The 25,990-nt window shown below is 69.8% G+C and carries 26 protein-coding genes; 13 read left to right on the top strand and 13 right to left on the bottom strand.

Translation table 11 applies throughout. The features are described from left to right. Positions 1-70: 70 nt before the first annotated feature. Together ABFG95_RS28555 and ABFG95_RS28550 are read left to right on the top strand one after the other, a co-directional pair. Positions 71-1,015 carry an LD-carboxypeptidase gene (locus tag ABFG95_RS28555; RefSeq protein WP_068950899.1) on the top strand — a complete coding sequence of 315 codons (945 nt, stop codon included), beginning with the start codon at positions 71-73 and terminating at the stop codon, positions 1,013-1,015. Positions 1,016-1,049: 34 nt separating this feature from the next. Next, on the top strand, positions 1,050-2,198 hold the full coding sequence (locus ABFG95_RS28550) for a putative zinc-binding metallopeptidase (RefSeq protein WP_348995229.1): 1,149 nt from the start codon (positions 1,050-1,052) through the stop codon (positions 2,196-2,198). Here ABFG95_RS28550 and ABFG95_RS28545 read toward each other — a convergent pair. The 12 genes from ABFG95_RS28545 to ABFG95_RS28490 form a co-directional block, all read right to left on the bottom strand. Beyond that, on the bottom strand, positions 2,195-3,061 hold the full coding sequence (locus ABFG95_RS28545; protein ID WP_049073652.1) for a class I SAM-dependent methyltransferase: 867 nt from the start codon (positions 3,059-3,061) through the stop codon (positions 2,195-2,197). The genes ABFG95_RS28550 and ABFG95_RS28545 overlap by 4 nt on opposite strands. A 42-nt stretch (positions 3,062-3,103) precedes the next feature. Then, entirely contained in the window at positions 3,104-4,405 is a 1,302-nt protein-coding gene (locus tag ABFG95_RS28540; RefSeq protein WP_175204295.1) for an APC family permease, read from the bottom strand. Positions 4,406-4,851: 446 nt separating this feature from the next. Beyond that, positions 4,852-5,502 (bottom strand): XRE family transcriptional regulator, encoded by a 651-nt coding sequence (locus ABFG95_RS28535; protein WP_059270556.1) that lies wholly within the window; start codon positions 5,500-5,502, stop codon positions 4,852-4,854. 77 nt (positions 5,503-5,579) lie between these two features. Next, positions 5,580-7,034, bottom strand: a complete 1,455-nt coding sequence (locus tag ABFG95_RS28530; protein WP_348995228.1) for a D-aminoacylase — start codon at positions 7,032-7,034, stop codon at positions 5,580-5,582. Between the two features lie 12 nt (positions 7,035-7,046). Continuing rightward, complete coding sequence (locus tag ABFG95_RS28525) at positions 7,047-8,039, bottom strand: dipeptide ABC transporter ATP-binding protein (RefSeq protein WP_348995227.1); 993 nt, start codon at positions 8,037-8,039, stop codon at positions 7,047-7,049. Further along, a complete protein-coding gene (locus tag ABFG95_RS28520) occupies positions 8,036-9,049 on the bottom strand; it encodes an ABC transporter ATP-binding protein (RefSeq protein ID WP_059270553.1) in 1,014 nt (337 codons plus the stop codon). Before ABFG95_RS28520 ends, ABFG95_RS28525 begins: the two co-directional genes overlap by 4 nt. 8 nt (positions 9,050-9,057) lie before the next feature. Further along, positions 9,058-9,933: an ABC transporter permease gene (locus ABFG95_RS28515; protein ID WP_348995226.1), complete on the bottom strand. Its 876-nt coding sequence runs from the start codon at positions 9,931-9,933 to the stop codon at positions 9,058-9,060. A gap of 13 nt (positions 9,934-9,946) precedes the next feature. Beyond that, on the bottom strand, positions 9,947-10,882 hold the full coding sequence (locus ABFG95_RS28510) for an ABC transporter permease (protein WP_049073665.1): 936 nt from the start codon (positions 10,880-10,882) through the stop codon (positions 9,947-9,949). A gap of 106 nt (positions 10,883-10,988) precedes the next feature. Then, positions 10,989-12,566: an ABC transporter substrate-binding protein gene (locus ABFG95_RS28505; protein ID WP_278990865.1), complete on the bottom strand. Its 1,578-nt coding sequence runs from the start codon at positions 12,564-12,566 to the stop codon at positions 10,989-10,991. 49 nt (positions 12,567-12,615) lie between these two features. Continuing rightward, positions 12,616-14,061 carry a M81 family metallopeptidase gene (locus ABFG95_RS28500; protein WP_336729549.1) on the bottom strand — a complete coding sequence of 482 codons (1,446 nt, stop codon included), beginning with the start codon at positions 14,059-14,061 and terminating at the stop codon, positions 12,616-12,618. 50 nt (positions 14,062-14,111) lie between these two features. Continuing rightward, a complete protein-coding gene (locus tag ABFG95_RS28495; protein WP_278990862.1) occupies positions 14,112-14,537 on the bottom strand; it encodes a RidA family protein in 426 nt (141 codons plus the stop codon). A gap of 11 nt (positions 14,538-14,548) precedes the next feature. Continuing rightward, entirely contained in the window at positions 14,549-15,694 is a 1,146-nt protein-coding gene (locus ABFG95_RS28490; protein ID WP_278990860.1) for an FAD-dependent oxidoreductase, read from the bottom strand. Positions 15,695-15,812: 118 nt separating this feature from the next. Here ABFG95_RS28490 and ABFG95_RS28485 point away from each other — a divergent pair, with 118 nt between their 5' ends. Beyond that, positions 15,813-16,160: a hypothetical protein gene (locus tag ABFG95_RS28485; protein ID WP_068980914.1), complete on the top strand. Its 348-nt coding sequence runs from the start codon at positions 15,813-15,815 to the stop codon at positions 16,158-16,160. Positions 16,161-16,273: 113 nt separating this feature from the next. Here ABFG95_RS28485 and ABFG95_RS28480 read toward each other — a convergent pair whose 3' ends face one another. Then, positions 16,274-17,008, bottom strand: coding sequence for a GntR family transcriptional regulator (locus ABFG95_RS28480; protein WP_054418106.1), 735 nt, complete (start codon positions 17,006-17,008; stop codon positions 16,274-16,276). Between the two features lie 218 nt (positions 17,009-17,226). On the opposite strand from ABFG95_RS28480, the gene ABFG95_RS28475 reads away from it, so the two are divergent. The 10 genes from ABFG95_RS28475 to ABFG95_RS28430 all read left to right on the top strand — a co-directional run bounded on the left by ABFG95_RS28475 (position 17,227) and on the right by ABFG95_RS28430 (position 25,977). After that, on the top strand, positions 17,227-18,078 hold the full coding sequence (locus tag ABFG95_RS28475; protein ID WP_059270547.1) for a fumarylacetoacetate hydrolase family protein: 852 nt from the start codon (positions 17,227-17,229) through the stop codon (positions 18,076-18,078). 16 nt (positions 18,079-18,094) lie between these two features. Beyond that, positions 18,095-19,093, top strand: coding sequence for an ornithine cyclodeaminase family protein (locus tag ABFG95_RS28470; RefSeq protein ID WP_175145946.1), 999 nt, complete (start codon positions 18,095-18,097; stop codon positions 19,091-19,093). Between the two features lie 68 nt (positions 19,094-19,161). Further along, positions 19,162-20,262, top strand: a complete 1,101-nt coding sequence (locus ABFG95_RS28465; protein WP_054418112.1) for an AraC family ligand binding domain-containing protein — start codon at positions 19,162-19,164, stop codon at positions 20,260-20,262. A gap of 28 nt (positions 20,263-20,290) precedes the next feature. Then, positions 20,291-20,782, top strand: coding sequence for an aromatic-ring-hydroxylating dioxygenase subunit beta (locus tag ABFG95_RS28460; RefSeq protein WP_063583410.1), 492 nt, complete (start codon positions 20,291-20,293; stop codon positions 20,780-20,782). Positions 20,783-20,804: 22 nt separating this feature from the next. Continuing rightward, entirely contained in the window at positions 20,805-22,073 is a 1,269-nt protein-coding gene (locus ABFG95_RS28455) for an aromatic ring-hydroxylating dioxygenase subunit alpha (RefSeq protein ID WP_049073685.1), read from the top strand. Between the two features lie 2 nt (positions 22,074-22,075). After that, positions 22,076-22,396: a non-heme iron oxygenase ferredoxin subunit gene (locus ABFG95_RS28450; protein WP_049073688.1), complete on the top strand. Its 321-nt coding sequence runs from the start codon at positions 22,076-22,078 to the stop codon at positions 22,394-22,396. Then, positions 22,393-23,619 carry an FAD-dependent oxidoreductase gene (locus tag ABFG95_RS28445; RefSeq protein WP_348995225.1) on the top strand — a complete coding sequence of 409 codons (1,227 nt, stop codon included), beginning with the start codon at positions 22,393-22,395 and terminating at the stop codon, positions 23,617-23,619. Before ABFG95_RS28450 ends, ABFG95_RS28445 begins: the two co-directional genes overlap by 4 nt. Positions 23,620-23,637: 18 nt before the next feature. Beyond that, the gene (locus ABFG95_RS28440) at positions 23,638-24,045 is read left to right on the top strand and encodes a nuclear transport factor 2 family protein (RefSeq protein WP_068950857.1); all 408 of its coding nucleotides are present in this window, start codon (positions 23,638-23,640) and stop codon (positions 24,043-24,045) included. Positions 24,046-24,094: 49 nt separating this feature from the next. Next, complete coding sequence (hpaH, locus tag ABFG95_RS28435; RefSeq protein ID WP_175146016.1) at positions 24,095-24,895, top strand: 2-oxo-hept-4-ene-1,7-dioate hydratase; 801 nt, start codon at positions 24,095-24,097, stop codon at positions 24,893-24,895. A 101-nt stretch (positions 24,896-24,996) separates the two neighbouring features. Then, on the top strand, positions 24,997-25,977 hold the full coding sequence (locus ABFG95_RS28430) for a tripartite tricarboxylate transporter substrate binding protein (RefSeq protein WP_348995224.1): 981 nt from the start codon (positions 24,997-24,999) through the stop codon (positions 25,975-25,977). Positions 25,978-25,990: the final 13 nt, after the last annotated feature.

The raw sequence follows: 25,990 nt of genomic DNA, 5'->3' as shown, positions 1-25,990 counted from the left end.
CCGGGTGGCCGCGCCTCGCGATAGCCAGGAGGCCCCTGGCGGCAATGCCGCCGTGGCGCCGCGCCGCGACATGGCCGTTCCTGCCTTGCGCCCGGGCGGCCGCGTCGCCATCGTCGCGCCGGCCTCGGCCGCCGATGGCGCCGCCTTCGACGCGGCCGAATGGCTGCAGGCGCGCGGCTACGACCCACGCATCATGCCCGCCGCATTGACGCGCGCCGATGCGCCATTCGACTACCTGGCTGGCGACGACAGCGCGCGCCTGAACGATCTGCACGCAGCCTTCAACGATCCCGCGATCGACGCGGTCTGGTGCCTGCAGGGTGGCTTCGGCTCCTGGCGGCTGGCCGACCGGCTCGATTTCAACCTGCTGCGCCAGCATCCCAAGCCGTTCATCGGCTACAGCGACATCACCGCGCTGCACCTGGCGATCCAGCGCCACGCGGGCTTCGTCACGTTCCACGGACCGATGCTGGCGCAGGACCTGCTGGCCGGCAAACAGGAGCCCACCGCCAGCCATGTGCTGGCCATGGTGGGCGGCCAGATCGGGCAGGGCGCGTGGATCGACGCGCCGCCCGACTCCAACCCGGTGGTGTTGGCCCCGGGCAGCGCCAGCGGCCGGCTGGTGGGCGGCAACCTGGCGCTGATCGCCGCCATGATCGGTTCGCGCCACGAAATCGCCACGCGCGACGCGATCCTGTTCATCGAGGACGTCAACGAGGCGCTGCCGCGCATCGACCGCCTGCTGTGGCAACTGCGCGCGGCGGGCAAATTCGACCGCATCAGGGGCGTGCTGGCGGGAAATTTCACCCGGCTGGGCCTGCCGATGGGCGATGCGCTGGGACAGAGCCAGCTGTTTGCGCTGCTGCAGGAGCAGTTCGGCGGACGCGGCATCCCCGTGCTGGCGGCCTGGCCCAGCGGCCACGGCGATCCCAACCTGACGCTGCCGCTGGGCGCGACGGTGACGCTGGACACGCAGCGGCGCGGCCTGCGGCTGGAGCAGGCGGTGGCGGTCTAGGCCCCGCGCGCCGCCGCCATCCGGGAACCGACCCATGAACGATTTCTTCCAGGCCCTGGGCCGCCAGCTCAAATCCCCGCAGCGCGCGCGCGCCGCCCAACGCCATGCGCGCGCCAAGGCGTTCCAGTGCGTCTGCGGCCAGCGCATCTTCTTCAACAACACCGAATGCCTGAACTGCCGCCGCCAACTGGGCTTCGATCCCAGGCGTGGCCACGTCCTGGCGCTGGATCCGGGCAAGGCCGCGGACAGCTGGCTCGAAGCCGGCCGCACGCGCGGCCGGACGTTCAAGCGCTGCGCCAACTTCGCCAGCCCGGCGGCCTGCAACTGGCTGCTGCCGGCCGCGGCCGCCAACTCGCTGTGCCTGGCCTGCGGCCTGAACCGCACCATTCCGGACCTGTCGGTGGCCGAGAACGGCAGGCTGTGGTTCAAGGTCGAAGCCGCCAAGCGCCAGATGATCGCCCAGTTGCTGACCCTGGGCCTGCCGATCCGGCGTTCGCAGGCGCCCGGCGACGGCGGCCTGGCGTTCGACCTGCTGGCGCCGGCTGCCGACGGCACGCCGCCGCTGACCGGGCACAACCACGGCCTGATCACCCTGAACATCCGCGAGGCCGACGATGCCTATCGGGTGCAGGTGCGCGAAGCGATGCATGAACCCTACCGCACGCTGCTGGGGCATTTCCGCCACGAGATCGGCCATTTCTACTGGGACCAGCTGGTGGCGGGCGGCCCCTGGCTGGCCCCGTTCCGCGCCGTGTTCGGCGATGAGCGCGCCGACTACGCGCAGGCGCTGCGGCGCAACTATGAAGCGGGGCCGCCGGCCGACTGGGCGCAGCGCTTCATCAGCACCTATGCCTCCTGCCATCCCTGGGAGGACTGGGCCGAGACCTGGGCCCACTACCTGCACATGATGGACACGCTCGACACCGCCATCAGCTTCGGCGTCAGCCGCGTGGCCGTGGAACAGGCCTATGAGCCCTTCACCCGCGCATCGCTGTACGACCCGGACGATCCCGAAGGGCAGGGCTTTCTCGACCTGATCAACGCCTGGGTGGCGCTGACGGGCGTGCTCAACGAGCTGTCGCGCAGCATGGGCCAGCAGGATTTCTACCCATTCGTGTTGCCAGGCGCGGTGGTCGGCAAGCTGCAATTCGTGCACCGGGTCATCCGGGACGCGGCGCGCTAGAGTCGCCGCGCCGACCATTCCCCCTTGCCGGCGGCGCTGCCGCGGATGGTGGCGCCATTGACTTCGCCGGTGTAGCGCACGCCGTCGACCATGAACGAAATGGTGCGGCCGTCCATGCGCGCCTGCGAGATCTCGCTGCCGCCCAGCTTGCCGGTCAGCATCTGGTAGTGCTGCTCCAGCCGCAGGGTGCGGCCGTCCAGGTCCCACCGCCCGCCGACCTTGGCCGGCACGATCCACAACAGGGCGTTGCAATAGGTCTGGCAGGCCTCGGTCACGGTCTCGGAGGCGTCCGGCTCCCAGTCGCCCATGCGGAAAGTGTTGGAGACAATGCGGGTGCCAGGCTCCAGCTCCAGGAGCCGGGGCCGCAGTTTTTCGTTGATGGTCGACAGCAGGAACATGGTGATCACGTCCGCCTGCGACAGGTCGGTCTCGAACAGGTCCGCCACCTCGAACGTGGCGCGGCTGGCCACGCCCGCCTTGGCCGCGTTGCCGCGCGACAGGGCCACCAGGTCGGGGTTGTATTCGATGCCCTTGGCTTGCAGGCCGCGCTGGGCGGCGGTGATGACGGTGCGGCCGTCGCCCGAACCCAGGTCCATCAGCCGGTCACGCGGCGTGACCTTGGCCATGTCGAGCATCTTGTCGACCAGGGCCTGTGGGGTCGGCACCCAGATGACGTCCTTGCCATCCTGGCCGACATCGGGCACGTATGCGTCGGTCTTGGCGCCGGTCTTGGCGGCGGCCTCGGGAGTGGCGCCGGCGGCGCGCGCCTCGGCCAGCAGCGACAGGGACAGGGCCAGCGCCAGCGCCGATCCCAGGGCGGCCCGGCGGCGGGCGAACGAAACGGACGGTAGGACACGTTGCATGAGGAAGACTCCTTGGGGCGGACGAAAAAGAGGGCGCGGCGTTCAGCCCGGCGGCGTGGCCGGCGACGCACCGGCCGGCTTGAGCAGGCGCAGCATCGGCACGCCGACCGCCAGCACCGCCAGGCCGATCAGGGCGCCGGCCCCGGCATACACCGCGCTCGAAAACACCAGGCCGGCGCAGGCCAGCGCCAACAGCGCCGGGGTCAGGGGATACAGCGGCACCCGGAACGGCCGCGGCCGCGCCGGATCGAGGCGGCGCAGGCGCCATACCGAGGCCGCCACCAGCAGCATGAACAGCCAGAACACCGGCGCGGTGTAGGCCACCATGGCCTGCACGCTGTTATGGCTGAAGGCGCCCACCGCCAGCAGCGCCAGCGTGATCGCGCCTTGCGCCAGCAGGGCGCTGACCGGGGTCTCGTTGCGCGCGCTCCAGCCAGCCAGCGCCCGCAGCCGCGGCAGGTCGCGACCCAGCGCGTAGTAGACGCGCGCGCCGGTGATGATGGTGCCGTTGATGGTGCTCAGCGCCGTGGCGCAGATCACCAGGCTGAGCAGCGCGGCGGCATAGGGACCGGCGGCCAGTTGCATCACCGCCGCGCCCAGGGCCGGCGTGTCGCGCAGGCCCTGCAGGCCGAACAGTTCCAGCAGCGCCAGGTTGGTCAGCAGGTAGGCGCCGGTGACCACCGCCGTGCCGATCAGCAGCACCCGCGCCATGTTGCGGCCGGGATGGCGCAGTTCGCCGCTCAGGTAGGCGGCTTCGTTCCAGCCGCCGTAGGTCAGCAGCACGAACACCATGCCCATGCCCATCAGGCCGGCGGCGTTGCCATCCAGCGGCGCGGGCGCCGGCGCCAGCGGGGTCGAGGTGAACAGGGCGGCGGTCAGCACCGCCGCCAGCGCCGCCAGGGTCAGGATCGTGAACAGCCATTGCAGGCGCTTGGAGTGGCGGGTGCCGGCCACGTTCAGGGCGGTCAGGCCGGCCACCGACAACGCCGCGTGCGCGGTGGCGCCGTACTCGCCCAGCGGCAGCAACTGCTGCGCATAATCGCCATAGATGAAGGCCACCACCGCGATCGCGCCGGTCTGGATCACAGTGCAGCGGGCCCAGGCGAACAGCAGCCCCACGCGTGGCCCCCAGGCGCGCGACAGGTACAGATATTCCCCGCCGGCGCCAGGGTAGGCCGCGCCCAGCTCGGCGTAGCACAGCGCGCCCACCAGCATCACCAGCCCGCCGGCGCACCAGTACGCCAGATACATGGCCTCCGACGCGGCATGCTGCGCCACCAGCGGCGGAAAGCCGAAGATACCGATGCCGATCACCACTCCCACCAGCACCACCGTGGCATCCATCACCGACAGGCCCGGCGGGCCCAGGGCGCCGGTGCCCACGCCGCCCGGCGCGCCGGCGCTGCTGGGGCTGGCACGCAGGGGACGGCGGGGCAGAGACGACATGGAATTCTCCCGATAGGTCGGCGCCGCACGGACGTACGGCGCTCAGCCGCGATGGCGCCCGGCGCGAGGGCTGTCGAGAAGCCCCGGCGCGCCGGGGGCGCGTCAACCCGCGGGGCCTGTTTCCTGTTTCCAGGCCCGCGGCTCGCCGGATCCGCAGCGGATAGCGATGCCCGGTGCCGGCCATCGATATCTGACAATAAGCTGAATAATGAGTGACCCGGCGCGGGGAGGGAAAGTTTCTACGGGATTTCCCGTAGCCGGGAATCGCGGCGCGCGGCCAGGGGCGGGCCGCGCCGGATCGGCGGCAGTACAACGTGCGCGAGGCGGGGCGGCGGGCGCCGTCCTCAGGGCTTGCGCGGCGCCGGCTTGAGGCGCGACGGCACTTCGTCCAGGTCGCTGCAGACCGCCAGCACTTCGGCCGGCTTCTTGCTCAGCGACAGGTAGACATGGCCGATGCCGCTGTCGAAATAGGCCGATTCCAGGCGGTTCAGCACCACGCTGTCGCCGTTCTCGAACTGGATGCGCACCTTGCCCGACAGCACCAGCGCGAATTCCTGGCCCGGATGGCGGATGTAGTCCTCGAACTCGACCACCTTGCGCGAATCGATCAGCGCCAGCATGGGCATCATCTTCTTGCCCGGATACTCGCCCATCAGCAGGCGGTAGTGGTAGTTGTCGGTGGCGTAGTCGCGCGCGTCGCTGAGCTTGTTCTTGACGTAGGTGGGCGCCACCTCGGCCTGGGCCGCGTCGCCCAGCATGAACATGCGCGTCATGTCGATGCCCAGCGCGCGCGCCAGCGCGGCGAATTTCTCGTAGCTCAGTGCGATCTGGCCCAGCTCGGCCTTGGACAGCGTCGATACCGCGATGCCGCTGGCCTGCGATAGCGCCTGCAGCGTCATCTTGCGCGCCTTGCGCTCGGCGCGCAGGCGGGCGCCCATGACTTCCTTGCCCACGATGTCGGGTGGGGCGGTGCTGCGAGCGGGTGGAGGGGCCATGTAGCGGTCTGCGTCCAGGGTTGGCGAAGTAGGGCGGAACCCGCCCGTTCACGCCGGATTGTAAGGGTTGGCGCGGCTCAGGCGGCCGTGCGCGCCAGCACCCGGCCGGCGTGCCGGCCGGTGAAGGCCTGTTCGCGCCAGACCGGCGCGCCGTTGACGTACACGGAATGGATGCCGGCGGCGCGCTCGGTGGGACGTTCGAAGGTGGCGGTATCGGCCACCGTGGCCGGGTCGAACACCACCAGGTCGGCGAAGTAGCCCGCCTGCACCTGCCCGCGTCCGGCCAGGCCGAACCGCGCGGCGGTCAGGCCCGTCATCTTCCACACCGCCGTCTCCAGCGGGAACAGGCCCAGGTCGCGCGCATAGTGGCCCAGCACCCGCGGGAAGGTGCCCCACAGCCGCGGGTGCGGACGCTCGTCGTGCGGCAGGCCGTCCGAGCCGATCATGGTGGGCCCGAACGCCAGGATGCGCTGCACGTCGGGCTCGTCCATCATGAAGTAGATGGCGCCGGCCGGCTGCAGTTCGGGCACCACGTCGTACTTGGACTTGCCGCGCTCGGCCGCGACCTCGTCCAGGTCGCGCCCGCTCAGTTCGGGGAAGGGCTTGCACCAGGTGATGATGGTGCGCCCGGCCAGCAGCACGCGGTCCTGCTTGAGCATGGTGGAGCCGGCCACGTAGGGATAGGCATCCAGCGACACGTCCTGGCGCGCCATGGCCGCCTCGATCAGCGACAGCGTCTCGCGCGAGCGGCCGAAATTGGGCTGGCCCATGACCTTGTGGTGCGAGATCACCACCGGCACGTCCAGCTCGCGGCCGATGCGGAAGGTTTCCTCCAGCGCCGCCACGATGTGTTCGCCTTCGTCGCGCATGTGGGTGGCGTAGATGCCGCCGTGCGTGCTCAGGGGGCGGCAGACCTCGATGATCTCTTCGGTGGTGGCGCGCGCCGCGGGCGGGTAGAAGGCGCCGGTCGAAATGCCGATGGCGCCGCTGGCCATGGCTTCCTCGGCCAGCGCGCGCATGGCGGCGATTTCGTCGTCGGTGGCTTCGCGCTGCAGGTCGGGCATGACCGCGGCGCGCAGCGTCGAATGGCCCACCATGCAGGCGGCGTTGACCGCCGCCGGCGTGGCGCGCAGGGCGTCCAGGTAGTCGGCGAAGCGCTTGAAATGGTATGACCCGCCTTCGTCCAGCAGGTCCAGCGGCGCCGGCGGGTTGGCGTGCGCCAGCGGCGCCAGGCTGATGCCGCAGTTGCCCGTGACCACGGTAGTCACGCCCTGCGAGATCTTGGGCGTCATGTCGCGGCGCCGCAGCAGGTAGTTGTCGTCGTGGGTATGCGAGTCGATGAACCCGGGCGCCACCACCAGGCCGGACACATCGATACGGTCGCGGGCGGCGGCGCCGGACAGGTCGCCGATGGCGGCGATGCGATCGCCGCGCACGCCGACGTCGGCGCGCCGGCCGGGGGCGTTGCTGCCGTCGATGACGAGGCCGCCGGCGAGCAGCAGGTCGAAAGGCTGGGAATCGGTTTGAGACATGGCAAGCTCCGGCTACGAGGCGAAATGACAGGCGACCGTCTGGCCGTCGCCGATGGGACGCGCACTGGGGGTTTCCTGGGCGCAGCGCGCCTGGGCCAGCGGACAACGGGTGCGGAAGGCGCAACCGGACGGCGGCGCCAGCGGGCTGGGAATCTCGCCCTTGAGCACCGCCACGGGCGCGCGCTCGCCACGCCGGGCCGAGGGCACCGCGGCCAGCAGGGCGCGGGTGTAGGGGTGGGCCGGCCGGTTGAACACCGCATCGCGCGAGCCGGCTTCGACGATCCGGCCCAGGTACATCACCGCCACCTGGTGGCTGATGTGCCGCACCACGCTCAGGTCGTGCGAGATGAACACATAGGTCAGGCCGAGATCGCGCTGCAGGTCCATCAGCAGGTTGATGACCTGCGCCTGCACCGACACGTCCAGCGCCGAGACCGGTTCGTCGCAGACGATCAGGCCCGGTTCCGGCGCCAGGGCGCGGGCGATGACGATGCGCTGGCGCTGGCCGCCGGAGAACTCGTGCGGGTAGCGGTCGGCGGCGTCCGGACGCAGGCTGACGCGGGCCAGCAACTGCGCCACCCGTTCGCGGATGGCCTCGCGGCCGTAGCCGAAGTTGCGCAGCGGCTCGCCGATGATGTCGCGCACCCGCATGCGCGGGTTCATCGACGAAAACGGATCCTGGAAGATGAACTGCATGCGCCGCCGCATGGCGCGCAGCTGGCCGCTGTTCATCGCGGCCAGGTCGGCGCCTTCGAGCAGGATGCGGCCCGCGGTGGGATCGGTCAGGCGGATCAGGCACTTGCCGGTGGTCGACTTGCCGCAGCCGGACTCGCCCACCAGGCTCAGGGTCTGGCCGCGCGCCACCGACAGCGACACGCCGTCCACGGCGCGCAGCACCTTGCCTCCCTCCAGCGGGAAGTGCTTCTTCAGATCGGTCACTTGCAGCATGGGGGTGGCGGGCGCCGTGGCGACGGCGGCGGGAAAGGGGGCGTCGTGCAGGTTCATCGCGGGTCTTGCTCCATCATGACGGCCGGCGCGGCCTGGCGCGCCCAGCACCAGACGCGGTGGCGGTCGCCGGCGGCGACCTCCGGCGGCGTCTCGTCGGCGCAGCGCGGCAGGGCCTGGGGACAGCGCGCGGCAAAGGCGCAGCCGCGCGATTCGGGCGTCACCACCGGCACGATGCCGGGCAGCTCGGCCAGGCGGGCGCTGTGGTCCTGGCCGTCGACGAAGTCGGGCAGCGAACGGATCAGCGCCTGGGTATAGGGATGGGCGGCGCGGTCCAGCACGTCGTCGACGCTGCCTTCCTCGACCTTGCGGCCGGCGTACATGACGATGACGCGCTGGCACATCTGCGCCACCACGCCCAGATCGTGGGTGATCAGCACGATGGCCGTGCCCAGCCGCGCCTGGATGTCGCGCAGCAGGTGCAGGATCTGCGCCTGGATGGTGACGTCCAGCGCGGTGGTCGGCTCGTCGGCGATCAGCACCTTGGGCTGGCAGGCCAGCGCCATGGCGATCATGGCGCGCTGGCGCATGCCGCCGGACAGTTGATAGGGGTATTCGCGCACGCGCCGCGCCGGATCGGAGATCTGCACCAGCTCCAGCAGCGCCTCGGCCTGCTTCATCGCCTCGCGCCGCGACAGGCCCTGGTGCAGCATCAGCGGCTCGCTGATCTGGCGGCCGATCGTGAAGACCGGATTGAGCGAGGTCATCGGCTCCTGGAAGATCATTGACAGCTGGTTGCCGCGCACCGCCCGCATCGCTTTCTCGGGCAGGGCCAGCAGGTCGCGGCCGTCGAATTCGACGCTGCCGCGCGCCACGCGCCCGGGCGTGCGCAGCAGCCGCATGATGGACAGCGACGTGACGCTCTTGCCGCAGCCGGATTCGCCCACCAGGCCGAGGGTCTCGCCCGGCATCAGGTCGAACGACAGGCCGTCCACGGCCAGCACCGTGGTCTCGTCGCCGTCGAAACAGGTGGTCAGGTCATTCACTTGCAGGACAGGTTGGGATGGCATGCGCGCTCCTACAGCTTTTTCGCCAGGCGCGGATCGAGCATGTCGCGCAGCCCGTCGCCTACCAGATTAACGGCCAGCACGGCCACGCCCAGGAACAGGCCCGGATACAGGATGATGTGGAACGCCACCGCGACGAAGTTGCGGCCCTCGGCCATGATGTTGCCCCAGCTCGGGATCTGCGGCGGGATGCCCACGCCCAGGAAGCTCAGCACCGCCTCGGTCAGGATGGCCGAGGCCGCGATGAAGGTGGCCTGCACCATCAGCGGCGCGAACAGATTGGGCAGGATGTGGCGCAGCAGGATGGCGGGCACGCGCGTGCCGGCGGCCACCGCCGCCTCGATATAGGGCTGCTCGCGGATGGTCAGCACCAGGGCGCGCACGAGCCGCACCACGCGCGGCACCTCCGGCACCACGATGGCCACGATCACGGTGCCCAGGCCGCCCTTGAGCGTGGCCATCAGCGCGATCGCCAGCAGCACGCCCGGAATCGCCATCAGGCCGTCCATGATGCGCATGATCACGGCATCCAGGCGGTGAAAGTAGCCGGCCAGCATGCCCAGCAGGACGCCGCCCGCGGTCGACACCAGCGCGACCACTACGCCGACCAGCAGCGAGACGCGCGCGCCCCACAAGGTGCGGGCATAGACATCGCGGCCCAGCGCGTCGGTGCCGAAAAAGTGTTCGGCCGACGGCGGCTTCATGCGCGCCATCGGGTTGATGTCCAGTGGATCGACCGCGGTCAGCCAGGGCGCGGCCAGCGCGATCAGCGCGAGCGCCAGCAGGATGGCGCAGCCGACGTACAGCATTGGGTGGCGGCGCAGCGAGCGGGCGGCGCGGCGCCAGCGCGGACGCGCCGCGGCCAGGGGCAGGGTGGTGGTGGTCATGGATCGCCCCTCTTCAATAGCGGATGCGCGGATCGAACAGGCGGTAGCTCAGGTCGACCAGCAGGTTGATCAGCACGTAGATGCCCGAGGCGACCAGCAGCACGCCCTGGATCACGGGGTAGTCGTGGCGCAGCACGGCGTCGATGGTCAAGCGGCCCAGGCCGGGAATGGCGAACACGGTTTCGGTGACCACCACGCCGCCGATCAGCAGCGCCACGCCGACGCCGATGGTGGTGACGATGGGGTTGGCGGCGTTCTTGAGCGCGTGCCAGACGATCGGGCCGGCCGCCAGGCCCTTGGCGCGCGCGGTGCGGATGTAGTCTTCCGACAGCGCCTCCAGCATGGTGGCCCGGGTCATGCGGGTCAGCAGGGCCATGTACACCAGTCCCAACGACAGACAGGGCAGCACCAGGTGCCGCAAGTAGGGCGCCAGGCCGTCGGCCAGCGGCTTGTAGCCTTGTACCGGCAGCCAGCCCAGCTTGATGGAAAAGCCGTACACCAGGCTGTAGCCGATCAGGAACACCGGCACCGAGAAGGCACAGACCGCGCCGATCATCACCAGCCGGTCCAGCAAGCGACCGGCGTTCCAGGCCGCCAGCACGCCCAGCGGCACGGCGACCAGCACCGCGAACAGCATGGTGAAGATGGCGATCGACAGGGTCGGCCCCATGCGCTGGCCGATCAGTTGCGCCACCGGCATCTGGGTGGCGATCGAGGTGCCCAGGTCGCCGGTGGCCAGATGCCCGACCCAGATGCCGAACTGCGTCAGCAGCGGCTTGTCCAGGCCCAGGTTCTGGCGAATCTTCTCGACGTCCTCGGTGGTGGCGTTGTCGCCCGCGATCACCGCCGCCGGGTCGCCCGGCGACAGGTGGATCAACATGAACACCACGACCGCGACCACGGCCATGACGGGAATGACGGCCGCGATGCGGCGCAGGATGTATTTCACGCTGGGTTTCCCCCTAGCCTGGCGCGGCGCGCACGGGGCGCTGGGCGGCGGCCTGATTGTGCAGAGGCGGGGCGCGCGTGGCGATCACGCGCGGTCCCGCGCCGCGTTATGGTTTTTCCACGTTCCACATCACGGGGATGCCGGTCTTCATCAGCTCCGTGTGCGACAGCCCGCGGATCGCCGACACCGGCTTGAATTCGCCCCACATGACGTACGGCACCGTCTGGTAGGCGCGGGCCTGCAACTGCGCCGCGATGTCCTTGCGCCTGGCGGCGTCGGGTTCCTGGATCCACTGCGTGCGCAGCGCGTCCAGTTCCTTGTCGCAGGGCCAGCCCGGCAGGCTGTTGCCGCAGGCGGCCGACAGCCAGGGGTTGGTCAGCGGCGTGCTGGCGTCGTAGTACCCGCCCCAGGTCACGAACAGGCTCCAGCCGCCTTGCTCGGGCGGATCCTTCTTCAGGCGGCGCGCCGCCAGCGAGGCCCAGTCCATGGATTGCAGGTCGACCTTGAAGCCGGCCTTCTTCATGTTCTGCGTCAGCACCATGACGGCGGGCGCGCTGATGTGGTCGGTGGGGTACAGCACCACGACCTTCTCGCCCTGGTAGCCGGCCTCCTGCAGCAGTTGCCTGGCGCGCGCCAGGTCGGGCTTGGCGTAGGGCGCCGCGCCGGCGTCGGTGGCCAGCGGCGAGCCGCAGATGTACAGCGTGGCGCAGTAGTCGACGCGGTACTTCTCCGGATAGCCGATGGCCGCCAGCATTTCCTTCTGGCTGAACAGGTAGTACAGCGCCTGGCGCGCCTGCGGCTTGTCGAACGGCGGATGCAGCGCGTTGACGATGGCCATGCCCTGGGTGGCGACCGAGGTGTTCAGCTTGATGTCCGGGTTGCTTTCCAGCACCGGCAGGAAGTCCGGCGTGGTCTGCTCGATCATGTCGACCTCGCCGTTCATCAGCGCGGCCGTGGCGGTATTGCCGTCGGGAATGTAGATCCATTCGACCCGGTCGACCTTGGCGACCTTGCCGCCGGCCAGGCCGTCGGCCGGTTCGTTGCGCGGCACGTAGGCCGGGTTCTTGACGTACACCACCTTGTTGCCCGGCACCCACTCATCGCGCTTGAACAGGAACGGGCCGGAGCCGACCATTTCCGTGACGGGGGTGTTGGCGTCGGTCTGCGCCAGGCGCTTGGGCATGATGAACGGCGGCATGCCCGACGGCTTGGCGAGCGCGTCCAGCACCAGGCCGAACGGCTGTTTGAGCGTCAGCGAGAAGCTGTCGGGGCCGGTGGCGGCCAGTTCGGCGCCGGCGGCCATCAGCGCCTGGCCCATCGTGTCCTTCTTGGCCCAGCGCTGCAGCGAGGCGATGCAGTCCTCGGCGGTCACCGGGGTGCCGTCGTTGAACTTCAGCCCCGGGCGCAGCTTGAAGGTCCAGGTCTTGCCATCGGGCGAGGCGGTCCAGCTTTCCACCATCTGCGGCTTGGGCTGGCCCTGGCTGTCCTGCGCGAACAGCGTGTCGAACACCATGTAGCCGTGGTTGCGGGTGATATAGGCGGTGTTGAACAGCGGGTCCAGCGTCTTCAGGTCCGCGTGCGGCACCATCCGCAGCGTCTTGGCCTGGGCCTGGGCCGGCTGGCCCGCGGCCAGCCCGCAGGCCAGCAGGGCGGCGGCGCCCAGCAGGCTGAATCGTTTCATCATGGTCATCCCCTTGTGTTGTCCGGTTGCCTGCGTGGGCAATGGTTGGATATCAGCCCTTGAAGGGCCATTTCGGCAACTTGCGCTTGGTGAACGGCAGCGCGTTGTAGTCCTGCGTGATGGCGCCGGGCGTCTCGACGTAGATGACGTGGCGGCCGAGCCTGGAGTACGAGGCGTAGAAGTGCTGCGACGATTTCGGGATGACCAGCTTCATTGCACCCAGATCGACGCCGAACTGCGTGAACAGGTCGGTGTCCATGGCCTGGGTGCGGTTGGTGGTCATGACGATGGTCACGCCCTGGCTGCGCACCACGGCCACGTCGCCCAGCAACGCGGGCGTGCCGGCCAGCCCGGTCATGATGGCGTCGCGCTTGAGCGCGACGATCTCACAGGCCAGGTCCAGCGGCTGGCCCGACACCGGCGCCACCTTGCCGCCGATGCGCAGCTTGATCTGCGCGCCCTGGCCGGCCTCGAAACAGAGCTGCACGGCCACCGGGTCCCAGAACGGGCCGGTCGCCACGTCCTGGATGCCGCGCGCCAGCACGCGTTCCAGGATGAAGGTGGCATCGCTGGGCGCGCCGCCGCCGGCGTTGTCGGCCGAGTCGGCCAGCACCACGGGGAAATCGGCCAACGCCAGCGCCTGGTCCAGCGCCTCGTCGGCGCCGGGGTAGGGCGGCGCCAGCTGGTCGCGAAAAGCGATGATCTCCTCGCCCAGCGCGCGCGCCAGCCGCTCGGCCTGGCCGGCGTCGCCATCGGTGTAGACCAGCACCTTGGAGCCCATGTCGGGCGTATCGCCCCACGGGAAGCCGTGCGCGATCGACACCGACAGCACGCCTTCCTTGCCTTCCATCGCCAGCAGGCGGTCGACGAAACCGCGCATCGGCTCGCGGCTGGTGTGCATGATGGAGATCATTTCGCAGTCGAAGACCGCGCGCGTCGGCTTGATGCGGCCCTCGGCGCGCGCCACGCACAGGTCGACCAGGTCGTAGGCGCGGTCCAGGATGTCGGTGTGCGGGTATTCCTTGAAGCACACCAGGAAATCGGCGCTGTTCACCATGGCGTCGGTCAGGTGGCAGTGCGGATCCAGCTCGGCGCCGATCACCGTGTCCGGGCCGACGATCTCGCGCGCCCGCCGCAGCAGGTCGCCTTCGCAATCGTCATAGCCATCGGCCACCATGGCGCCGTGCAGGCCGAACAGCGCGATGTCGACCTTGCCGGCGCGGCGCAGGTCCTCCAGCAGTTCGTCGCGCAGGGTCTCGTAGGCGTGGCGGGTGGTCAGGCCGGCCGGCGTCGCGCCCGCCGTCATGCCTTCGATCAGCGTCCAGTCCTTGCCCTGGGCGCGCTGGCGCGCGGCCCACAGGGGGCCGGAGAACATCTGCATGCGGTCCGGGTGCTGGCCGGCCGGGTAGTAGCCGCGCGACCGATAGGCCGACAGGCCGGTCGGAATGGGGGAGAAGGTATTGGTCTCGGTCGCCAGGGACCCGGAAAAAATCTTCATGCGATCGCTCCGTGCTTTAGGGTTGTCCGTTCTTGCCGCCGTGTCGAACTTCAGTCCTGCCCGCTTCCGTCCTGCCCGCCGCTTGGGTCATGCCCGCTTGGGTCCTGCCCGATATACGCCTGCACTTCGATTTCCACGTCGACGTTCAGCGCCAGCGCCGACGCCACCGTCGAGCGCACCGGCAGCGCCGCGCCGAAGAATTCCTTGTAGACCTCGTTGAAACCGGCGAAATGGCTCATGTCCGACAGCCACACGGTGGCCTTGACCACCTGGTCCAGCCGCGCGCCGCCGGCCGCCAGGCTTTCGACAATGCGCTCGCAGGCCGCGCGGGTCTGGGTCTGGATATCGCCGCGCACCACCTCGCCGGCGGCGCTCATCGGCACCTGCCCCGACAGGAACAGGAAGCCGCCGGCCTTCACGGCCCGCGAGAAGGGGAAGGGCAGGCTGCTGGGCAGGCGCTGGATGGCTTGGCGCATGGAACGGGCTCCTATCGGGAAGGGGAGAAACGGGCCGGCGACAGGCGCGCGGGGTCGACCCCCTGCGCGGTCAGGCTGTCGTTCAACGGCAGGTCGAGCAGCAGGTCGGCGGCCAGGCGCGAGACGCCGGCGGCGGACTGGATGCCGTAGCCGCCCTGGGCCGCCAGCCAGAAGAAGGCGGGCGTGGCCGGATCCCATCCGATCACGAAATCGCCGTCGGCCACGAACGAGCGCAGGCCGGCCCAGGTATGGCGCGGGCGGCGGATGGTCAGCGAGGTGGCCGATTCGATGCGGTAGATGCCCGTGGCCACGTCCAGTTCCTCGGGCACCACGTCGTGCGCCGGCACCGGATCGGCATTGGCGGGCGAGCCCAGCAACTGGCCGGCGTCGGGCTTGAAATAGAAGCTCTCGTCCACCCCGACCACGGCCGGCCAGTGCGCGAAGTCGACGTCGTCCGGCCCGGTGAAGGTGAAGGCGGTGCGGCGGCACGGCTGCAGGCCCACCGGCCGCACGCCGCACAGCGTGGCGGCATGATCGGCCCAGGCGCCGGCCGCGTTCACCAGCACCCGCGCCCGCAGCGACTCGCCGCCGGACAGCGTCAGGGTCCAGGCGCCGTCCTCGTACGTGGCGGCAACCAGTTCGGCGTGGTTGCGCAGCACCGCGCCCTGGCGCGTCATGCCGCGCAGGAAGCCCTGGTGCAAGGCATGCACGTCGATATCGCGAGCGTCCGGCTCCTCGATGGCGCCGCATAACTGGTCAGGCCGCAGGCAGGGCACGCGCGCCAACGCCTGTTCGGCGTCGATCAGCGTGACGTTGGGCGACTGGCTGCGGAATTCGTCGTAGACCTCGCGCAACAGGTCCTGCTGGTCGGGCGCGGCGATGTACAGCACGCCGCGCGGGCTCAGCAGGGGATGCTCGCAGAAACCCTGCGGCGGATGCTCGTAGAAGTCGCGGCTGGCGCGGGTCAGCGCCTTGATCTGGGCGGTGCCGTAGGTCTCCATGAACATGGCGGCCGAACGGCCGGTGGAGTGGTAGCCGGGCTGCGCCTCGCGCTCCAGCACCACCACGGAGGCGGCCGCGCTCAGGCGGTAGGCCACGGAGGCGCCGGCGATGCCGGCGCCGATGACGGCGTAATCGTAGGTAGGGTCTGCGGCCATTTTGTCGGAAGCGAGAATTCTCTTATTTGATAATTCTCGAATACGATAGTTGTTTGCATATCGCGCAGTAATAGGGGTTGTCCCGTAGCGCGCCGCGAGGCCGCGTAAAATCGCGGCCATGCTTCCCACTCAAGTCATCGTTGCGCTGCTCGTGCTGCAGCTTGCCCTGGTCGTTCCGCTGGCCGCCGTCGTGATCCAGCTGCTGCGCTGGTGCCACTGGTATTTCCGGGCCGATCCGCGGACCCGCGGCGAACGCCCGCATTTCACCGGCCCGGCGCTGGCGCTGCTGTTCAGCGCGCTGGCCGCCAGCGACTTCATCGGCTATGAGCCGTTCCCAACGTTGTCGCGCCTGAATCCCGTGCCGCTTGAAGCGCGCGCCTATTTCACGGTGGCGATGCTGGCGCTGGCGGTGTGGTGCTGGGCCTATGCCGGCGCCATCCGCGAGCGCGTGCGCCGGCTGTTCTGAACGCAGCCTTCCCTGGCGGCCGCCTCGGGCTGCCGTTCGGATGCGCGGCCCCGGCCCACGTCAGGCAGGTGGGCAGGCCCTAGGCCTCGCGTTTTCAAATCGGTGGCCCGGTCCTAGGCCGCCGCGCTGTCGGCCGGCTGCGCCAGCCCCGCCACGCCCCCCCGCAGGGATTCCAGCAGGACGCGCTTGTTCTCGCGGCTGCGGTAGGCGTGCTCGCGCATCAGGTTCTCGGCGCGCGCGGCCTCGCGCCGCGTGATCGCCCGCAGCAGGTCCTCGTGATCCGATTGCGCCCGCAGCACGAAGGGCGTCTCCAGCAGGGAAGGGGTGGACGGCAGCGTCAGCGCGGCCGGGCCGGCCAGCGGCGTCTTGTTGTTGTGTTCCAGCGCCGACAGCAGGGCGCGATTGCCGGCCGCTTCGCACAGGATCTCGTGGAAGCGGCGGTTGATCTGCCCCCAGGCGCGCGCGTCCACCGTGGCCTTGGGGTCGCGCCGCGCCGGCGCCAGCAGGGCGCGGCCTTCCTCCACCGCCTGCGACAGCTGTTCCAGCACTTCGGCGCTGGCGCCGCGCTCGGCCAGCAGCCGCGCCGCCATGCCTTCCAGCACCCCACGCACTTCGACCGCGTCGCCGATCTCGTCGACGGTGAAGGCCCGCACGCGAAAGCCGCGCGAAGGCAGGCGTTCCAGCAGGCCTTCCTTTTCCAGTTCGGTCAGCGCGATGCGCAGCGGCGTGCGCGACACGCCCAGGCGCGCCGAGAACTGCAGTTCCACCACGCGTTCGCCGGGTTGCAGGGCGCCGGAAAGCACCATGTCCCGGAGTTCGGAAATCACTTTGTCGATCTGAGCGGCCATAGCGGATCGTCGGCTGAAACGTATCTGAAGGGGCCTCCAGTGTACCTACAAAATTGCATGCAATCGCGGATCAAAAAAACAACTCGACCTTGCGATTTATCAAAATTGCATGCAATAATTCGGAAAAACAGCGGTCACGGCACTTAAAAGCCACCGAATGCATGCAATGCGTCACTCAATTGCATGCCAGGAGGACCGCCCACAGAACAGGAGACAAGATGAAGCTGATCAGCTTCGAGCATGCGGGCCAGCCGGCCTGGGGCGTGCTGCGCGACGCCGAGGTCGTGCCGTTGACGCGGTACTGGCCCGACCTGGCCACGGCCCTGGCGGCGGGCATCGAGGCCATCGCGCAAGCGGCGGCCGGCCAGGACGGCCCCGGCATTGCGCTGGCCGGCCTGCAATGGCTGCCGCCGGTGCCCGCGCCGCGCAAGATCCTCTGTGTCGGCCTGAACTACGGCCGCCACGTGGCCGAGGCCGGCCGCGAGCTGCCGCGCCATCCCTCGCTGTTCGCTCGTTATCCCGACAGTTTCGTCGGTCACGGCGCGCCGGTCTGGAAGCCGCGCGCCTCCGACCGCTTCGACTACGAGGGCGAACTGGCGGTGGTGATCGGCCGGGCAGGGCGCCACATCGCGGCGCGCGACGCGCTGGACCACGTGGCCGGCTACACCTGCATGGCCGAAAACTCGGTGCGCGACTTCCAGAAGCACAACGCCCAGGTCACGCCCGGCAAGAACTTCGAGCGCAGCGGCGCGATCGGCCCCTGGCTGGTCACCGCCGACGAGATCGGCGACCCGGCGGGCCTGCGCATCCAGACGCGCCTGAACGGCGAGACCGTGCAGCAGGGCGAACTGGCCGACCTGATCTTCCCGATTCCCGAACTGATCGCCTACATCAGCGCCTTCACGCCGCTGGCGCCCGGCGACGTGATCGCCACCGGCACGCCGGAAGGCGTCGGTTCCAGCCGCCAGCCACCGCGCTTCCTGGCGGCCGGCGACACGCTGGAGATCGAGGTGCCGGGCGTCGGCACGCTGCGCAACACGGTGGCGGACGAACCCGTCCACCCCCACTGACACGAAGGACACAGGCATGACCGAGGCATTGCGGTATCTCACCGAAAAAGACGTGGTGGCGGCGCTGACCATCCCGCGCGCCATCGACGCGCTGCAGCGCATGCTGGTGGCGCAGGCGAAGGAGGGCGCGCGCAACGTGCCCAAGGCGCTGGCCACCTGGGGCGACGGCAGCTCGATGCATGCATTGGGCTCGGTGCGGCCCGGCCCCGGCGGCTATGCCGGTTTCAAGACCTGGGTTCACACCAAGGCGGGCGGCGGGTCGCTGTTCAGCCTGTTCGACGCCGACACCGGCCTGCTGCGGGCGGTGATCGAGGCGCGCGCGCTGGGCATGCTGCGCACCGCCGCCATCAGCGGCGTGGCGACCCGCGCCCTGGCGCCCGAGGGCGCGACGCGGGCCGCGCTGATCGGCACCGGGCCGCAGGCCGTGACGCAACTGGCCGCATTGGCCGCAGTGCGCAAGCTGCGGTGCGTGCGGGTTTACAGTCCGACGCCGGCAAAGCGCCGCGCCTTCGTCGATGCCGTGTCCGGCAAGTACGCCTTCACGATCGAGGAATCGCCCACGCTGGAACACGCGCTGGCCGGCGCCGAGATCGTCACGCTGATCACGCGCGCGGTCGAACCGTTCGTCGACGCGGCCCAACTGGCCGACTGCCGACACCTGAACGCGGTGGGCGCGATCCTGCCGGCCAAGGCCGAATTCAGCCAGGACGTGTTCGAGCGCGCCGACCGCGTGGTGGTGGACGACCTGGAAAACGCCCGGCGCGGCTCGCGCGAACTGCGCGAACGCTATGGCGCGGACGGCGCGGCGTGGGACGGCGTGGCGGTGCTGGGCGACCTGCTGGCGCGCGGCGAGACCCGCGCGCCGGATGCGCGGCTGACGCTGTTCAAGGGCATGGGCATGGGCCTGTCGGACCTGGCGATGGCGCAGGTGGCGTACGAGCACGCCCGCGACCACGGGCTCGGCGTCGCCTTGCCGCCGCAGACCCGCGAGAACCTGCTGCTGGCGCAGCCCTGATTCCAATCACCCCCTTTCAAATCATCATGACGCCGGCGCGCACCGCCCGCCGGCCACAGGAGACAGACATGTTCATCGACGTCAGCGGGGCCGCGCCCCGCGAGCAGAACAAATGGCCATCGATCGTGATCCCCAAGGAGGAGATCGACCTGGAGATCGCCCGCCTGATCGACGCGCCGCGCCCCGCCAACGGCCGCCGCGCCTCGCTCATCGCCCATCCGCTGGCGACCGCGCCGGGCCTGGGGCTGGCCCCCGGCACGGACGTCACCATCAACGTCGTCAACCCCGGCGAACGCACCTTCAACCTGCGCAAGAACTCCAACATGCTGGAGATCTGTATCAGCGGCGAGGGCGTGGCCACGGTGGCCGGCCGCGACATCCGGGTGGCGCGCTGGGACGTATGGAACACGCCGGCGATGCAGGTGCATTCGTACCGCAATGACGGCCAGACGCCCTGGGTGCGGCTGTCGTACTCCAACGCGCCGCTGCTGGAAAAGCTCGAGATCCACTACGTCGAGGAGTTCGAGGGCGACGTGCCGCCGGCCGACGCCAACACCCGCCCCGCGCCGGCCCGCTCGCCCGAGGCGGTGCGCGCCCGCGACCTGGCGCTGCGCGAGCAGATTACGCCGGAAGGCGCCTGGCTGATGGGCTACGAGTGGCTGATCGACATCGACGTGCTCGAATCGAAGGCGCTGCACTGGCCCTGGGCGGCGGTCTCGCGCCACCTGCCCAGCGTCGAGGACATGGCGCGCGGCTATAACGGCCGCCGCCTCTTCGTGCTGTACAACCCGGCCACCGAACGCCGCATCGGCACCACCCACAGCTTCTTCGCCACGATTTCATCGTCGCCGCCGGACAACCACCACGTGCCGCACCGCCACAGCTCGTCGGCCATCAACTACTACCTGCGCGGCAACGGCTACAGCAAGGTCAACGGCGTGCGGCTGGACTGGAAGGCCGGCGACCTGATCCTGTCGGCGCCCGGCTGGGCCATGCATTCGCACCACTCGGGCACCGAGACCACCTCGGCCCTGACGGTGCAGGACCACCCCCTGCAGATCGCCATGGAATCGCTGATCTGGCAGGAGCGCATGCAGGAACCGATCCTGGCGCTAGGCAGCCAGGGCGGTTTCGAAAGCAACCTGGCGCAACTGGCCGCCGCGTCCTGAGCGCGCCGCTCGCATTCCGGAAATTCCCATGACCCAGATCCAATTGCCCGACGACACCTCGCTGCGCGCCCGCCTGCGCGACTTCTACGACGACTACGCCTACTGCCTGGACGAAGACCGGCTGGAGGAATGGCCGGACTTCTTCACCGAGGACTGCCACTACCGCGTGCTGTCGCGCGAGAACCACGACGCCGGCCTGCCGCTCGGCCTGATCTATTGCATGAACAAGAACATGCTGCGCGACCGCGTCACCGCGCTGCGCCAAACCACCATGTTCGAACCGCGTTCGCTGCGCCACTTCATCAGCGGCGTGCGCGTCATCGAGGCGCAGGGCGAGCGCATCGTGGCCCAGGCCAACTTCGCCGTGATGGAGTCGCTGTCCGACCGCGAGCCCACGCTGAACATGGTGGGCCGCTACCTGGACGAGCTGCGCCTGACGCCGCAGGGCCCGCTGCTGGCCCGCCGCGACTGCGTCTACGACAACTACCGCGTACGCACCTCGCTCATCGTTCCCCTCTGATCCCGCTGCCAGGAAACCCGCCATGACCTGTTCCGATTCCGCCGTGCTGGAAACGCCCGCCGCGGCCCCCATCCATATCGAGCGCCGCTGGCCCAAGGAGGGCTACACGCGCATTCCCAACTGGGTCTACACCGACCCCGCCATCTTCCAGAAGGAGATGGACGTGTTCTTTGGCGGCCGCACCTGGAACTACGTCGGCCTGGAGTGCGAGGTGCCCGAAACCGGCTGCTACAAGCGCAACTGGATCGGCAACCGCCCGGTCATCATGGTGCGCACCGAAAGCGGCGAGATCAACGTGCTGGAGAACCGCTGCGCCCACCGCGGCGCCCAGATCTGCTGGCAGAACACCGGCAAGGTGAGCGACTTCACCTGCCCGTACCACCAGTGGAACTACGACCTGGACGGCAACCTGCAGGGCGTCCCGTTCCGCCGCGGCGCCATGGGCAAGGGCGGCATGCCGCGCGACTTCGACCCCAGGCAGAACGGCATCCGCAAGCTGCGCAGCGTCAACCGCGGCGGCTCGATCTGGGCGACGTTCGCCGACGATGCGCCCAGTTTCGAGGACTACTGCGGCCCCGAGGTGCTGGCCGAGATCGACCACATGCTGCCGGGCAAGAAGCTCAAGCTGCTGGGCTACAGCCGCCAGCTGATTCCCAGCAACTGGAAGATGTACCTGGAGAACCTGAAGGACCCGTACCACGCCACCTTGCTGCACACCTTCTACATCACCTTCGGCCTGTGGCGCGCGGATTCCAAGTCCGAGTGCATTCCCACCGGCGGCGGCGCCCACAGCGTGATGGTGTCGCACAACGAGGGCAAGAAGAAGACCGAGGCCACCAGCGAGATGAGCCGCTTCCGCGACGACCTGGAGCTGCTCGACCTGGAAACCGTCACCCCGCGCGCCGAATTCAACCGCGGCCGGGTCGGCGGCGCCTGGGTCTTTCCCGCCGCGCAGTTCGGCATCCAGGCCAATTCGCTCAAGACCCGCCACGTGATCCCGCGCAGCCCGACCGAGCATGAACTCGTCTTCACCTACTACGGCTACGAGGACGATGACGAGGAAATGACCCGCCTGCGCCTGAAGCACGCCAACCTGCTGGGCCCGGCCGGCTTCGTCTCGATGGACGACAGCGAGATGCTGAACCAGGTGCAGATCGGCGTCACCGGCTACCCCGAGGCGCGCGGCATCGTCGAGATGGGCGGCCGCGACACCGAGCCGGCCGACTACATGGTGACCGAAGTGCTGATCCGCTCGTTCTACGACTACTACCGCAACGCGATGGGGCTGTGACCATGACGACCTGGACCCCGGTCGCCCAGGTGGGCGACATCTCTCCCGACACTGGCACGCTGCGCGTCGCGCTGGATGGCGAGGCGGTCTGCCTCTACGACCTGCAGGGCGATATCTGCGCCACCCAGGACCGCTGTCCGCACGGCAACGCCAGCCTGGCCGACGGCTATATGGAAGACGGCACCATCGAATGCCCCTTGCACCAGGGCGTGTTCGACATCCGTAGCGGCAAGCCCCAATGCCCGCCCGTCACCACCGACCTGCGCCGCTACGCGGTGCGGGTCGAGGCCGGCACCATCTATTTGAGCGCGGAGGCCCCGTGAAAGCGGGCGCCATCGTCATCGTCGGCGCGGGGCAGGCGGGCGGCTGGGCGGCGGCCACGCTGCGCGGCCGCGGCTACGCCGGCCGCCTCGTGCTGCTGGGCGATGAACCGCACGCGCCCTACGAGCGCCCCCCCTTGAGCAAGACGGTGCTGGGCGGCCAGGCGGCGCCTGAAAGCACCGAGCTGTTTTCCCTGGAACGGCTGGCCGAACTGGATATCACGTTCCGGCCCGGCGTCGCGGCGACACGGCTATGGCCCGAACGCCATCAGGTGGAAACCTCCACCGGCGCCGTGCTCGACTACGACAAGCTGATCCTGTGCACCGGCGGCCGTCCCATCGTGCCGGCGTTGCCCGGCGCCGACGGCCCCGCCGTCCATGTGCTGCGCACCCGCGACGATGCCTTGCGCCTGCGGGCCCGCCTGGGCCCGGGCCGCCGCATCGTCATTGCCGGCGGCGGCTGGATCGGCCTGGAAGTGGCCGCCACCGCGCGCCAGGCGGGCTGCGCCACCACGGTGCTGGAGCAGGCGCCGCGCCTGTGCGCCCGCAGCGTGCCGCCCGGCGTCTCGGCCCATCTGGCGGCGCTGCATGCCGGGCAGGGGGTGGCGCTGCGCCTGAACGCCAGCCTGCGCGCGGTGCATGCGCGACCCGAAGGCGGCTGCGTCGCCGAGCTGGCCGACGGCAGCCGACTGGAAGCGGACGCCGTGGTGCTGGGCGTGGGCATGCAGGCCAACGACGCCCTGGCGCGCGAGGCCGGCATCGCCTGCGAGCGCGGCGTGCTGGTCGACGAATACTGCCGCACGTCGGCGCCCGATGTGCTGGCCGCGGGCGACGTGGCGGTGGCCGCGCCCGCCCGCGGCGGCCCCATCCGCCTGGAATCCTGGCAGAACGCCCAGGACCAGGGCGCGGCGGCGGCGCTGTCGGCGCTGGATGCCGGCCAACCCTACCAGCCCAGCGGCGCGGTGTGGTCGGAACAGTACGACGCCATGGTGCAGATCGCCGGTTTTCCGGCGCGGGCCGCCCGCGAAGTGCTGCGGCCCCAGGCGGACGCCCGGGCGCTGCTGTCGGTGGCGCTGGACGATGGCGGCCGCGTCATCGGCGCCGTGGCGGTGAACGCGGCGCGCGAACTGCGCCAGCTGCGCCAGTGGATCGCGCAAGGCACCCAGGTGAACCCCGCGCAGCTGGCGCGCGCCGACGCGCCGCTGTCCAGCGCCCGGATCGGCTGACCCACGATGGAGAACGGAATGCAGACCGAACACGTCAAGGCCGCCTGCGAGGCGGTCGTCCTGGCCTTTTTCCACGCGCTGGATACCCGGCGCCACGAGGCTGCCGCCTTGCTGATGGCGCCAGATGGCACCTGGCTGCGCCAGGGCCAGCTGCTGACCGGGCCGGGCGAGGTGCTGGCGGCCCTGGAGGCGCGCGCGCCGCAGCGCGCCACATGCCACGTCATCACCAACCTGCGCCTGCTGGAACACAGCGGATCGCAGGCCATGGTCGGCTATTTCCTCACCGCCTACGACAGCGATCCGCAAGTGCAGGGCGGGGCGCCGCGCCTGGTCGCCATCCGCGACTGCCAGGACCGGCTGGTCGCCAGCGGCCAGGACTGGCTATTGGTGGAAAAGCGCAGCCGGCGCCATCTGCCGCCCGAATGACATTCCCCAACCCCTGCCGGAAAATCCCATGACACCCCAAGGAACCTCCATGGACGCCGCGACCATCAAGGCGCTGGCCCAGCGACTGGACCAGGCCGAACGCAGCCGTACCCAGGTGCGCCAGCTGTCGCTGGAACATCCCGACATCACCATCGCCGACGCCTACGCCATCCAGCGCGAATGGGTGGCGGCCAAGATCGCCGGCGGCCGCCGGCTGGTCGGCCACAAGATCGGCCTGACCTCGCGCGCCATGCAGCTGTCCTCGCAGATCGACGAGCCCGACTACGGCGCCTTGCTGGACGACATGCTGTTCGACGACGGCGCCGAGATCCCCCACGACCGCTTCATCGTGCCCCGGGTCGAGGTCGAGCTGGCCTTCATCCTGGACCGGCGGCTCAAGGGCCCCGGCGTGACGCTGTTCGATGTGCTGGACGCGGTCCGCTATGTGATCCCCGCGCTGGAGATCATCGACGCGCGCTCGCACCAGATCGACCCCGACAGCAAGCGGCCGCGCAAGGTCTTCGACACCATCGCCGACAACGCCGCCAACGCCGGCGTGGTGATGGGCGGGCGGCCGGTGCGGGTCGATGCCGTCGACCTGCGCTGGGTCGGCGCCATGATGTCGCGCAACGCGGTGATCGAGGAGACCGGCCTGGCGGCGGGCGTGCTCAACCATCCCGCCAACGGCGTGGTGTGGCTGGCCAACAAGCTGGCCGGCTACGACGTCGCGCTGGAACCCGGCCAGATCATCCTGAGCGGCTCGTTCACCAGGCCGGTGTTCGCCCAGCAAGGCGACACCTTCCACGTGGACTACGGCGTGCTCGGCGCGGTCAGTTGCCGCTTCGTGTGACGCCGCCGGGAGCCTGTCGCACCATTCCATTTTTCGTTCCACGCGCGTCCGATACATCAAAACCAGCGGCCGCGCGCCCCGCACCCCCAAGGAGACAAACCATGATCCCCCTCAAAATCTCGTTCGGCATCGCCGCCGCCGGTATGGCGCTGGCGGCCGGCCCCGCGCCGGCGCAGGCCGCCGAATGGCCCACCCATGCCATCACCCTGGTGGTGCCTTTCGCCGCCGGCGGCGGCGGCGATACCCTGGCACGGCTGGTGGCCGAGCCGCTGTCGCGCGAACTCGGGCAGTCCATCATCATCGAGAACCGGCCCGGCGCTGGCGGCAACATCGGCACCGCCATCGTGGCGCGCGCCAATCCCGACGGCTACACGCTGTCGTACGGCACCAACGGCACCCAGGCCACCAACCACTGGCTGTACAAGTCGCCGGGCTACGCGCCGGGCGACTTCGAGCCGGTCTCGCGCTTTACCGTGATCGCGGCGGCGCTGGTGGTCAACGCCAGTGACGAGCGCTTCAAGTCGCTGGCGCAGCTGCTGGCCTACGCCAAGTCGCATCCGGGCGAACTGACCTGTGGCTCGGCCGGCAACGGCACCTCGTCGCACCTGGCCTGTGAGCTGCTGAACCAGATGGCGGGGGTCAAGATCATGCACATCCCGTACAAGGGCGGCAGCGCCGCCATGACCGACCTGCTGGGCGGGCGCATCTCGCTGCTGATCGACGTCATGCCGAACGTATCCGGCCAGATCGCTGCGGGCAAGTTGCGCGCGCTGGGCGTGACCACGCCGCAGCGTGTTGCGTCGAATCCGGACATCCCGACCTTGAGCGAGGCCGGCGTCAAAGGCTACGAGTTCTTCGCCTGGGACGGCCTGTACGCGCCCAAGGGCACGCCCGCCGCCATCCTCGACAAGCTCAACGCCGCCGTGAACCGGGCGCTGCAGCGGCCCGAGGTGAAACAGGCGCTGGAATCGCGCGGCGCGATCCCGTCGCCGACCACGCGCCAGTCGCTGGCCGAGTTCGGCGCCGAGGAATACACGCGGCTCGGCAAGGTCGTGAAGACGGCCGGCGCCGCCATCGACTGAAACCGCCGCGCGG

The organism is Achromobacter sp. HNDS-1 (assembly GCF_040084795.1).
GTDB lineage: Bacteria > Pseudomonadota > Gammaproteobacteria > Burkholderiales > Burkholderiaceae_B > Achromobacter > Achromobacter ruhlandii.
The sequence above is the reverse complement of the archived record's forward strand: the minus strand, read 5'-3'. Positions and strand labels throughout refer to the sequence as shown.